Here is a 10,486-nt window from a genome sequence, read left to right as displayed (position 1 = left end):
GCGAGGGCATGCCTCGCCCGCAGGGTCGAGAGCCCGCGGGACAGCTGGCTCTTCACCGTGCCGACCGAGATGCCGAGCGCCTCGCCGATGTCCTTCTCGTTGAGGTCCTCGTAGAACCTCAGCACCAGGACGACGCGCTGTCGGGGAGGCAGCGTGGCCAGCAGGCGCCACATCGCGTCGCGCTCCTCCGGAGCGGACTCGAATGCCCTCTCGCGGCTGACGGAGCGGTCGAACGCTGTCCGGGTCTCGGTCGCCAGCCGGTGGCTGTGTCGTCGCCATCGCGAGATGTGGGTGCGGGCCAGCGCGGTGCGCGTGTAGGCGAGCGGCGAGCCGACCCGAGCGACCCGGTGCCAGGCGAGGTAGACCTTCTCCAGGGTGTCCTGGACGAGCTCCTCCGCGTCGGCCGGTGAGCCGGTCATCAGGTAGGCGTATCGGAGCAGCGCAGGCCCGTGCGCGGCGACGAACGAGCTGAACTCGCCGTCAACGTCCGGTCGCGGCATCGTGCCCTCCCTCTGCGGCCGAAAGTGCCTTCAGCCTCATGCACGCCCACGCATCCCGAAAGGTTGCAGGACATCGGGAGGTACTTTGCCGTGAACGGCGCCCAGCGGCATCCGGAACGGGCCGTATGCCGCTCAGCCGAGCTCGTCACGCAGCCGGGCGACCCAGCCAGGCTCCTTCCCGTAGCGCTGCGACGGGATGAGCCGCAGGCTCGCGCAGTCCTGGACGAGCTGCGCCATCCGCTTGTCCCGGGTAGCCTCCTGCTTCGCGGAGGCGACCCAGTTGGCCGCGATCCTCCGGTAGGACGGCGTCGCGCCGTCCCAGAACGCCGCTGCCGTGGCGTTGGCCCGCAGCATCGCCTCGTAGTGCTCGGGCCAGGCGCGGTGGTCGTTCTCGTAGGCGTAGATCCCGGACCGGTCGGCCCGGCGCCTCTCGAAGGCGGCGAGCCCGGCGGGGCGCATCCGGCCCTCGGCGGTCAGCTGCTCGACGGCCTCGATGTTGATGTTGCTCCACGTGCTGCCCGGCTTGCGGGGCGTCCAGCGCTGCCGGACGGCGTCCTCGTCGATGCGCTGCACCTGCGAGTCGATCCAGCCGAAGCAGAGCGCCTCGCGGACGGCCTGCTCCCAGGTGAGGCCACGCTCTGCGACGTGCTTCTTGTAGAGGCCCATCCACAGCTCGGAGGCGGTCTCATGGTTGGCCTCGAGCCAGGACCGGAAGTCGGCCGCGTCGTCGAAGAAGACGGCCGGGCGCTCTGGGCTTCCACCGCGTCGCATGGAGGAATGGTGCCAGTCCGGGCCGACACCTGCGGCGGTCAACGGTTGCGGCGGGAGCTGATCACGTAGGTGACCCACGCCGCGATGACGAGCAGCGCGATCCACCCGAGGACATAGCCGATCATGATGACAACCGTAGCGACTCGCGGTTCAGCCGCCCGAGACGGACAGCTCCGCCTCGGCGATCGTGCGCTGGTGCTCCTCGGACAGCTCCCGCGAGTCAAGCCATCCGTCCGGCAGGGCGACCCGGCGAGGCGAGCCGGCGCGGCCACGCTGCCCCTCCGCGGGCTCCCCCGGCCAGGGCGCATTCCGCTCGAGGCCGGTGAGGAGCCGGTCGAGCGAGGCGAGCGAATCGACGAGGGCCAGCGAGCTGCGGATCGTGGAGCCGGCGGGGAAGCCCTTGAGGTACCAGGCGATGTGCTTGCGGATGTCGCGGCAGGCACGGTCCTCCTCGCCGTAGAAGTCGACGAGATAGAGGGTGTGCTGGCGCAGCGTGTCGGCCACCTCACCGAGCGTCGGAGTGACCCGTGCCTCGCTGCCGGCGAACGCGGCCGCGAGGTCGGTGAACAGCCACGGGCGGCCTAGGCACCCGCGGCCGACGACGACGCCGTCGACCCCGGTCTCGGCGACCATCCGGACGGCGTCCTCGGCCGACCAGATGTCGCCGTTGCCGAGCACCGGGATCGAGGTGACCGTCTGCTTGAGCAGCCGGATCGCCGACCAGTCGGCCTCACCCGAGTACGCCTGTGCCGCCGTGCGGCCGTGCAGCGCCACCGCGGCGACACCCTCCTCCTCCGCGGCGAGGGCGGCGTCGAGGAACGTCAGGTGGTCGTCGTCGATGCCCTTGCGCATCTTGACGGTGACGGGGATGTCCCGCCTCGCCCCCTCCTCGACCACGGCACCGACGATGGAGCGGAACAGGTCGCGCTTCCAGGGCAGGGCCGAGCCGCCGCCCTTGCGGGTGACCTTCGGGACCGGGCAGCCGAAGTTGAGGTCGATGTGGTCGGCCCGGTCCTCCTGGACGAGGATCCGGGCTGCGGCGCGAGCCGTCGCCGGGTCGACGCTGTAGAGCTGGATCGAGCGGGGGTACTCGTCCGGGTCGTGCTCGATCAGCCGCATCGTCTCCGGGGTGCGCTCGACGAGGGCCCGCGTCGTGATCATCTCGCTGACGTAGAGGCTCGTCGCGCCGGAGGCGCCACCGAGGGCAGTTCCCTCGCGGCCGTACTCACGGCAGAGCCGCCGGAACGCGCGGTTCGTGATGCCGGCCATCGGCGCGAGGACGACCGGCGACTCGATGACGTGCCGGCCGATGCGCAACGGCGGGAGCAAGGGGCCGGACCCTGTGGGCGACGTGGCCGCGGGGTCGCCGGGGTGGCCCTCGACCGTTGTGGTCGGGCGGGCGCGCGGGGTCAGGACGTCGGTCACAGCGCTCGATTCTCCCAAATCACCGCGGCGCTGACCGAATCGGCGAGGCGGAGCAGGGCCGCGGCGAACGCCTCGGGCTGGTCCAGGGTGGACAGGTGGCCCGCCCGCGGGATGAGCTCGACCCTGGCGGTGGGACACGCCCGGAGGAACTCCTTGGTCCCGAGCCGGAACTGGTCGTACTGCCCGTTGAGCAGCAGCACCGGGCATGTGACACCCCAGAGCATCGAGGGCCGGCAGGTATCCATCACCTCCTGCCAGGCGGCCGCCGTCGGGGTGAAGAAGTAGCCACCGGCGATCACCGGCTCGACGAGGTCGCTCGTGTAGAGCCGGCGCAGCAGGCGGTCGTTGAGCTTCGTCATCCGGGTGTCGCCGAGCCGGTCCGTGACGCGGACGACCCACCTGTACACGGCCGCGCCCAGGCCTACCGGTGTGGTGCTGCAGCCGGCAAGGACGAGGGCGGACAGGCGCGAGGCGCGCTGAGCGGCATACGCCATGGCGGCGTAGCCGCCGAGGGAGTGGCCGACAAGGATGACGGGCGCTCCGCAGGGCGCGGCGGAGACCGCCTCGTCGATCGCCTCCACACACCGGTCGAGGGTGAACGTCTCCGCGGCGCGAGCGCCGTGTCCCGGCAGGTCGACGAGTGCCGTGCTGACCCGCCCGTCGAGCAGGCGCCGCTGGGGTGACCACTGCGCACTCGAGAAGCGCGAGCCGTGGACGAGGAGAAGGTGGGGAACCACGCCCCCGAGGATGCCACGATGGGCGGGTGACCCACCTCATCAGCGCTGCCGACCTCGCCCACGAGATCGAGGGTGTCGTCGTCATCGACGTCCGCTGGACCCTCACGACCGGCGCCGCCGCCAACCCCGGCCGCGACGACTACGAGCGGGGCCACGTCCCGGGAGCGTTCTTCGTCGACCTCGACACCGAGCTCGCGGCCCCACCGGGCGAGGGCGGCCGCCACCCGCTGCCGGACCCCGCCATCGTGGAGCGTGCCCTGCGCCGGTGCGGGGTCAGCGACAGCAGCCGGGTTGTCGTCTACGACGGGCGCGAGTCCTTCGCGGCGGCCCGGGCGTGGTGGGTGTTCCGGTGGGTGGGCCTGACCGACGTGCGGGTCCTCGACGGCGGGTATGCCGCATGGCAGGCGGCCGACCTGCCCGTGAGCACCCAGGAGCCGGAGCCCAGGGACGGCGGCTTCCGGGCACGACCCGGCGCGATGCCGACGACCGACGCGACCGGCGCCGGAGCCTGGCCGGGCTCGGGTCTGCTTCTCGATGCGCGAGCGGCGGAGCGCTACGCCGGCGAGGTCGAGCCGATCGACCCTGTCGCCGGCCACATACCGGGGGCCCTCAACAGCCCGACCGCGTCGTGGCTCACCCGGGAGGGCAGGTTCCGCGACGATCTCGCCGCCCACTGGCGCGAGGTCGCCGACGGCCACGACGGCGAGCCGGTCGCCGTCTACTGCGGGTCCGGCGTCACCGCGGCCCACCACGCGCTGGCCCTCGCCGAGCTCGGCATCGAGGCGACGCTCTACCCGGGCTCGTGGAGCGAGTGGGTGCGCGACCCGTCACGCCCGGTCGCCACCGGACGCTGACCGCCCGGCGACGCGACACACCGCGCAGCGGGGAACTTCACCGGTGTGGCGACTGCTCGGCGCAGTCTGGGACGGCGTCATTCGGTCACCGGTCGGTCGAGTCGATCCGCGAGCCGACCGAGGGCACGATCCGCCGCGGTGCGCACCGTCTCGTCCGGGTCATCCAGCGCCGCGCGGACGGCCGACACGTGCTCGCCCTCACCCGAGGCACCGAGGACCCGGAGCGCAGCGACCCGGACTCGCGGCGTCTCGTCCGCGACGAGCACCGCACTGCGGTCGGCGGCATCATCGATGCCCCAGCGGGCGCAGACCTTGGCGCACATCTCCCGGACCCGCCAGGCTGGATCCTCAAGTCCGGCAACAAGATCCGCTGTCGCGGTGTCGTCCCAGACATAGAGCAGTGTCCGCGCCGCCCACACCCTGGCCCAGTAGTCCCGCTCCCCCGACAGCCGCTCCGGCGCGCCCCAGCCCTGGGCGGCCTTGCCCGCGAGCCAAGCGGGATCCGGCCACGCTGGGGCACCCCATTGCGCCCGCCGGCCGAGCAGGGCCGCACACCAGATGACGAGCTGCCGGTCACCGAGCGCGTCGGCGGCGGCCCGGGCACGATCTCCCGGGGTCGCGTCGAGGACCGCTTCAGCCACCACAGCGCGAGTATGCCGCTCAGCGGGCGCCCGCTGGGCGGCATACCGGGTGCGTGGTCGGTATGTGGAGCGTCAGCAGCCGATGAGCCGCTGGGCCAGCCACCCCTCGACCTTGTCGAGCGAGATGCGCTCCTGAGCCATCGAGTCGCGCTCGCGGACCGTGACGGCCTGGTCCTCGAGGGTGTCGAAGTCGACGGTGATACAGAAGGGCGTGCCGATCTCGTCCTGCCGCCGGTAGCGCTTGCCGATCGCGCCCGCGTCGTCGAAGTCGACGTTCCAGCTGCGCCGGAGCTGGGCGGCGAGGTCCCGGGCCCTGGGCGAGAGGTCGGCGTTGCGCGAGAGCGGCAGGACGGACACCTTGACCGGCGCGAGACGCGGGTCGAGCCGGAGGACGACCCGCCTGTCGACGCCGCCCTTGGTGTTGGGCGCCTCGTCCTCGGCGTAGGCGTCGACGAGGAAGGTCATGAACGACCGGGACAGGCCGGCCGCGGGCTCGATGACATAGGGGAGGTAGCGCTCGCCAGAGGCCTGGTCGAAGTAGCTGAGGTCGTGGCCGGAGTGCTGCGAGTGCTGCCCGAGGTCGAAGTCGGTGCGGTTGGCGACCCCCTCGAGCTCGCCCCACTCGCTGCCGGCGAAGTTGAACCGGTACTCGAGGTCGACGGTGCGCTTCGAGTAGTGGGAGAGCTTCTCCTTGGGGTGCTCGAAGTGGCGCAGGTTCTCGGATCGGATGCCGAGGTCGGTGTACCAGCGGGTCCGCTCGTCGATCCAGTACTGGTGCCACTCCTCGTCCTCGCCCGGCCTGACGAAGAACTCCATCTCCATCTGCTCGAACTCGCGGGTGCGGAAGATGAAGTTGCCCGGCGTGATCTCGTTGCGGAAGCTCTTGCCCACCTGGGCGATCCCGAACGGTGGCTTCTTCCGGGCGGCGCCGACGACGTTGGCGAAGTTGACGAAGATGCCCTGCGCCGTCTCGGGTCGCAGGTAGTGCAGCCCGGTCTCGTCCTCGATCACCCCGAGGTGGGTCTTGAGCATCATCTGGAAGTCGCGCGGCTCGGTCCAGCGACCCTTCGTGCCGCAGTCGGGACAGCCGATCTCGGACAGCGGGATGTCGTCGGGGCTCGCCCAGCCGGCCTCGGCGGCCTTGGCACCGAGCTTGTCGTAGAGCGCCTCCTGGAGGTGGTCCTGGCGGCGCCGCTTGTGGCAGCTCAGGCACTCCACGAGGGGGTCGGTGAAGGTCCCGACGTGGCCCGAGGCCACCCAGACGTCCCGCGGCAGGATGATCGAGCTGTCGAGACCGACGACGTCGTCCCGGGCGGTGACGACCGACCGCCACCACTGCCGCTTGATGTTCTCCTTGAGCTCGACCCCGAGGGGCCCGTAGTCCCAGGCCGATCGCGTGCCTCCGTAGATCTCACCGCACGGGAAGACGAAGCCTCGACGCTTGCAGAGGCTGACGATGGTCTCGACGGTCGAGGTGTGCTTGGCCATGGGCGGAAGGGTAGTCGCCACCCAGACGAGGGCGTCCCCAGGTCCATAGCAGGTCCCCGGTCCCCTACCCTCGTGGTGTGTCACTCAGCCTCCGGTCCCGTATCGAGCACGCCTCCGTCCCGTGGCTCGAGCGGATGAACCGTGCCCCGAAGTCCCTCGCCCTCGTGCTGCTCGTCGCCCTGCTCGCCGTCGGCATCTTCGCGCCGACGCCCTGGGGCGGCATCGCGTTCCTCGTCATCGGGCTCTTCATCGGGTGGATGATCTTCCTGACCTGGCAGCGGCTCCACCTGCCCGAGCGGCTGCTGCGCTTCGCCGTCCTCGCCCTGGTCATCGCCGTCGCGGTCGTCAGGCTGATCCCCCGCGGCTGACCGCCCACCCGTGGGCGACCGGCGCCTGCGCACCGCCTCGCGGCAATTTGACAATGAATCTCATGTTGAGAATGATTCTCGCCATGAGCCCTCGTCGCCTTGTCGCTGTCGCCGCCCTCGCCCTGAGCGGAATGCTGGCGCTCGCCTCCTGTGCGAGCAGCTCGGACGCCATCGGGACGCGTTCGACGGCTTCCGGACACCTCACCATCGCGACGTCGTTCTATCCGCTGGAGTTCGCGGTGGAGCAGATCGCCGGACCACAGGCGTCCGTCACCACCCTCACGAAGCCGGGCGCGGAGCCGCACGACGTGGAGCTCAGCGCGAAGCAGGTCGTCGGCCTGCGCAAGGCGGACCTCCTCGTCTATGAGAGTGGGTTCCAGGCCGCCGTCGACGACGCGATGGGCCTGCTCGACACCAGCAAGGTCCTCGATGTCACGCCCGTCGCGGACCTGACCCTGGGCGGCGCCGAGGACGACCAGTCCCACGCGGCTGGGGACGGGCACGACCATGCGGTCGACCCCCACTTCTGGCTCGACCCCGAGCGCTACGCGACGGTCGCCGAGGCGATCGGGGAGCGGCTCGCCGAGGTCGACCCTGCCCACGCCGCCGACTACACGGCGAGGACGAAGGCGTTCGTGGACCGGCTCTCCGCACTGGACGACCGGTACCGTTCCGGGCTCGCGCACTGCCGCATCAAGAACCTCGTGACGAGCCACGCGGCCTTCGGCTACCTCTCCCAGCGCTACGGGCTGGTGCAGCACGGCATCACCGGCCTCAGCCCCGAGACCGAGCCGTCCGCCGCAGCCCTCGCCGGCATCGCCGACCTGGTCAAGCAGCACGGCGTCACGACGGTCTACCAGGAGACCCTCGTCGAGCCTCACTTCGCACAGGTCATCGCGTCCGAGACGGGGGCGAGGGTCGCAACCCTCGACCCGGTCGAGGGCATCACCAGCGCCTCAGCCGGCAAGGACTACTTCGAGGTCATGCAGGCGAATCTCGTCGCCCTCGAGAAGGGGCAGGACTGCACATGAACACCTCCACAGCGACCGCAGCGACGGCGACGGCAACGCCGGTCATCGACCTGCGGGCCGCGAGCTTCGGCTACGGCGAGCACGCGGTCGTGACGGACGTCGACCTCACCATCCGTCGCGGTGAGATCGTCGCCGTTCTCGGCCCCAACGGCGCCGGCAAGTCGACCCTCATGAAGGGCATCCTCGGGCTCAACGAGCACCTCGCCGGGACGGTCCGCCTCTTCGGCGACGACACCGACGAGAAGCGTGACCGCGCCCGCGTCGGCTACGTCCCCCAGCGGCATACCCTCTCGTCCTCGATCCACGCGACCGCGGAGGAGATCGTCGCGACCGGACGCCTCCCGCGGCTCGGCTGGCTCGGCCGCCTGAAGGCCACCGACCGCCAGGTCGTCGCCCGGGCGCTCGAGCTCGTCGGGCTCGGCGACCGCGCCGCCACCGAGGTCACGACCCTCTCCGGCGGGCAGCAGCGCCGCGTCCTCATCGCGCGGGCGCTGGCCGGCCAGGCGGACGTGCTCGTCATGGACGAGCCGACGGCCGGCGTCGACGCCGCGAGCCAGCACGTGCTCGCCGACGTGCTGGCCCGCCTCGTCGAGCGCGGGGTGACGATGGTCATCGTCACCCACGAGCTCGGTGCCCTCGAGCGGATCCTCACCCGGATCGTCGTCGTCGACGGCGGGCACGTCACCTTCGATGGGACGCCGCAGCAGTATGCCGCTCGCCGCACCACGGTCCATCACGACCATGACGCGCACCACCACGACAGCGAGCTGGACGACCAGGCACCCACCGCGGTGCTCCCCCGCGGCCCGGTCGACCCGTCAGGAGAGGGCCATGCTTGAGATCCTCACGACCGACTTCATGCAGCGGGCCCTGATCGCCGCCCTCCTCGTCGGTCTCGTCGCACCCATGGTCGGCATCTTCCTGGTCCAGCGGCGGCTCTCGCTCATCGGTGACGGGATGGGGCACGTCGCCCTGGCCGGTGTCGCGGTGGGTCTCGTCACCGGGCAGGGGCCGGTCCTCACCGCGCTCATCGCGGCGGTCGCCGCCGCCGTCGCCATCGAGCTGCTGCGGGCCCGGGGCCGGACCAACGCCGACGTCGCCCTCGGCGTCATCTTCTACGGGGGCATCGCGGCGGGCGTGGTCATCATCAGCAAGGCACCGGAGGGCACGCCGGCCAACCTGATGAGCTACCTCTTCGGCTCCATCCTCACGACCCAGACGTCCGACGTGTGGGTGTTCCTCGGCCTGGCCCTCGTCATCATCGCGACGATCTGGATCCTCTGGCCGCGGCTCTTCGCGGTGGCCAACGACGAGGAGTACGCGCGGGCGGTCGGGCTGCCGGTCCTGCCCCTCAACATCGTCCTCGCCGTGCTGACCGCGACCACCGTGGTCGTGGCGATGCGCGTCGTCGGCCTCCTCCTCATCAGCGCGCTCATGATCGTGCCCAACGCGGCGGGTCAGCTGCTCGCGCGCAGCTTCACCAGCGGGCTTCGCTGGGCCATCGCCGTCGGGCTGGTCTCGGCGCTCGGGGGCGTCTTCGTGTCCTATCCGCTCGACACGCCCTCCGGGGGCACGATCGTCGTGCTGGCCGTCCTCATCTATGTCGTCGCGGCCTGCGGGACCGCGATCTGGCGCGGCGTGAGACAGCGGAGGCACGCGATCGCGGAGGGCCACGACCACGAGCACGGGCCCGAGTGCGGCCACGAGGCGATCCTGCACGGGGACCACGTCGACTACGTCCACGACGGCCACCGGCATGCAGCGCACCAGGGCCACTACGACGAGCACGGCGCCGGTTCGGCCGCTGCGGGGAAGGCGACCGAGGATGACGAGGAGATCCGCGCATGACGACCCGACGTGTGACCCGCCGGCCCACGCGACAGCAGCAGGCGGTGGCCGACATGCTCGGCCAGAGCGAGGACTTCGCCTCCGCCCAGTCGGTCCATGCCCGGTTGCGTGACGCGGGCGAGACGGTGGGCCTCGCCACCGTCTACCGGGCCCTGCAGGCCATGGCGGAGGCGGGTGAGGTCGACGTGCTGCGCACCGACGACGGCGAGGCGGTGTACCGCGCCTGCGAGCCGGGACACCACCACCACCTCGTCTGCCGGTCGTGTGGCCGGACGGTCGAGATCGAGGGTCCGGCCGTCGAGACCTGGACGGACCGGGTCGCGGCCGAGCATGGCTTCACCGAGGTGACGCACAGCCTCGAGATCTTCGGCACCTGTGCGGAGTGCGCGCGCCGGGCGATGCCCTGAGCCCGGCCCCACTGCCTACTGGGAGGCGGGGGTCGTGGTCGCGGTGCCGTACCACGCCAGGACGAGGAAGAGGACCATCCCGAGCAACATGCCGATGAAGAAGCGGCTGAGCCCCTTGGCGCCGTGCTCACGGAACAGGGCCAGGCCGCCCGCCACGCCCCCCAGCACGAGGATGGTGAGGACGCCGAGCGTCACGTTGAGCACGAAGAGCGCGATCGCGGCGATCCCGCCGCCGATGATCGGCTTGAGGCGTCCCGTGCGCTCCCCCTCGGGGACCCGGTGCTGGACGGCCATCTCGCCTCCTCGGTGGTAGCCACTCCCTCGTGGCTGGCGAAACGGCTCGACGACCGCTCCGACCGGTCCTTCCCCTCGTACCCAGTATGCGCCGCGCCCGTGCTGGTCCTCCCGTCAGGGAG

Annotated in this window: 12 protein-coding genes and 1 pseudogene; 6 read left to right on the top strand and 7 right to left on the bottom strand. The window is 71.3% G+C overall.

The window, feature by feature from the left end; translation table 11 throughout:
* The 4 genes from ACTHJJ_RS02675 to ACTHJJ_RS02660 form a co-directional block, all read right to left on the bottom strand.
* A partial coding sequence (locus ACTHJJ_RS02675) for a SigE family RNA polymerase sigma factor (RefSeq protein ID WP_440301388.1) occupies positions 1-500 on the bottom strand: 500 nt, incomplete at its 3' end.
* A 132-nt stretch (positions 501-632) separates the two neighbouring features.
* The gene (locus ACTHJJ_RS02670) at positions 633-1,271 is read right to left on the bottom strand and encodes a YdeI/OmpD-associated family protein (RefSeq protein WP_440301387.1); all 639 of its coding nucleotides are present in this window, start codon (positions 1,269-1,271) and stop codon (positions 633-635) included.
* Positions 1,272-1,421: 150 nt separating this feature from the next.
* Positions 1,422-2,600 carry a tRNA dihydrouridine synthase DusB gene (gene dusB / locus ACTHJJ_RS02665; RefSeq protein WP_440301389.1) on the bottom strand — a complete coding sequence of 393 codons (1,179 nt, stop codon included), beginning with the start codon at positions 2,598-2,600 and terminating at the stop codon, positions 1,422-1,424.
* Between the two features lie 92 nt (positions 2,601-2,692).
* Positions 2,693-3,433 carry an alpha/beta fold hydrolase gene (locus ACTHJJ_RS02660; RefSeq protein WP_440301386.1) on the bottom strand — a complete coding sequence of 247 codons (741 nt, stop codon included), beginning with the start codon at positions 3,431-3,433 and terminating at the stop codon, positions 2,693-2,695.
* A 26-nt stretch (positions 3,434-3,459) separates the two neighbouring features.
* Here ACTHJJ_RS02660 and ACTHJJ_RS02655 point away from each other — a divergent pair, with 26 nt between their 5' ends.
* Entirely contained in the window at positions 3,460-4,287 is an 828-nt protein-coding gene (locus ACTHJJ_RS02655; protein ID WP_440301385.1) for a sulfurtransferase, read from the top strand.
* Between the two features lie 77 nt (positions 4,288-4,364).
* Here ACTHJJ_RS02655 and ACTHJJ_RS02650 read toward each other — a convergent pair whose 3' ends face one another.
* Together ACTHJJ_RS02650 and ACTHJJ_RS02645 are read right to left on the bottom strand one after the other, a co-directional pair.
* Positions 4,365-4,931, bottom strand: a complete 567-nt coding sequence (locus ACTHJJ_RS02650; protein WP_440301384.1) for a HEAT repeat domain-containing protein — start codon at positions 4,929-4,931, stop codon at positions 4,365-4,367.
* Positions 4,932-5,000: 69 nt separating this feature from the next.
* Positions 5,001-6,416: a glycine--tRNA ligase gene (locus ACTHJJ_RS02645; protein ID WP_440301383.1), complete on the bottom strand. Its 1,416-nt coding sequence runs from the start codon at positions 6,414-6,416 to the stop codon at positions 5,001-5,003.
* A 32-nt stretch (positions 6,417-6,448) separates the two neighbouring features.
* Between ACTHJJ_RS02645 and ACTHJJ_RS02640 the strand changes: the two are divergent.
* From ACTHJJ_RS02640 to ACTHJJ_RS02620, 5 genes and pseudogenes are all read left to right on the top strand, one after another.
* Positions 6,449-6,784: pseudogene (locus ACTHJJ_RS02640) on the top strand (DUF6703 family protein); the annotation flags it as partial.
* Positions 6,785-6,867: 83 nt separating this feature from the next.
* The gene (locus ACTHJJ_RS02635) at positions 6,868-7,815 is read left to right on the top strand and encodes a metal ABC transporter substrate-binding protein (protein ID WP_440301382.1); all 948 of its coding nucleotides are present in this window, start codon (positions 6,868-6,870) and stop codon (positions 7,813-7,815) included.
* Positions 7,812-8,654, top strand: a complete 843-nt coding sequence (locus ACTHJJ_RS02630) for a metal ABC transporter ATP-binding protein (RefSeq protein WP_440301381.1) — start codon at positions 7,812-7,814, stop codon at positions 8,652-8,654. The genes ACTHJJ_RS02635 and ACTHJJ_RS02630 overlap by 4 nt, the downstream gene beginning before the upstream one ends.
* Positions 8,647-9,663 carry a metal ABC transporter permease gene (locus tag ACTHJJ_RS02625; RefSeq protein ID WP_440301380.1) on the top strand — a complete coding sequence of 339 codons (1,017 nt, stop codon included), beginning with the start codon at positions 8,647-8,649 and terminating at the stop codon, positions 9,661-9,663. Before ACTHJJ_RS02630 ends, ACTHJJ_RS02625 begins: the two co-directional genes overlap by 8 nt.
* Positions 9,660-10,070 carry a Fur family transcriptional regulator gene (locus tag ACTHJJ_RS02620; protein ID WP_440301379.1) on the top strand — a complete coding sequence of 137 codons (411 nt, stop codon included), beginning with the start codon at positions 9,660-9,662 and terminating at the stop codon, positions 10,068-10,070. Before ACTHJJ_RS02625 ends, ACTHJJ_RS02620 begins: the two co-directional genes overlap by 4 nt.
* A gap of 15 nt (positions 10,071-10,085) precedes the next feature.
* Here the strand turns inward: ACTHJJ_RS02620 and ACTHJJ_RS02615 are convergent, their stop codons facing one another.
* Complete coding sequence (locus ACTHJJ_RS02615; RefSeq protein WP_440301378.1) at positions 10,086-10,364, bottom strand: hypothetical protein; 279 nt, start codon at positions 10,362-10,364, stop codon at positions 10,086-10,088.
* Positions 10,365-10,486: the final 122 nt, after the last annotated feature.

It is taken from the genome of Intrasporangium sp. (genome assembly GCF_051961875.1).
Classification (GTDB): Bacteria; Actinomycetota; Actinomycetes; order Actinomycetales; family Dermatophilaceae; genus Intrasporangium_A.
This window is presented reverse-complemented; position numbering and strand designations above follow the sequence as displayed.

Bases quoted from the DNA above. Each gene is read 5' to 3' on its own strand.
- ACTHJJ_RS02635 (WP_440301382.1), top strand. From the start codon at position 6,868: ATGAGCCCTCGTCGCCTTGTCGCTGTCGCCGCCCTCGCCCTGAGCGGA.
- ACTHJJ_RS02620 (WP_440301379.1), top strand. From the start codon at position 9,660: ATGACGACCCGACGTGTGACCCGCCGGCCCACGCGACAGCAGCAGGCG.
- ACTHJJ_RS02625 (WP_440301380.1), top strand. From the start codon at position 8,647: ATGCTTGAGATCCTCACGACCGACTTCATGCAGCGGGCCCTGATCGCC.
- ACTHJJ_RS02670 (WP_440301387.1), bottom strand. From the start codon at position 1,271: ATGCGACGCGGTGGAAGCCCAGAGCGCCCGGCCGTCTTCTTCGACGAC.
- ACTHJJ_RS02645 (WP_440301383.1), bottom strand. From the start codon at position 6,416: ATGGCCAAGCACACCTCGACCGTCGAGACCATCGTCAGCCTCTGCAAG.
- ACTHJJ_RS02615 (WP_440301378.1), bottom strand. From the start codon at position 10,364: ATGGCCGTCCAGCACCGGGTCCCCGAGGGGGAGCGCACGGGACGCCTC.
- ACTHJJ_RS02630 (WP_440301381.1), top strand. From the start codon at position 7,812: ATGAACACCTCCACAGCGACCGCAGCGACGGCGACGGCAACGCCGGTC.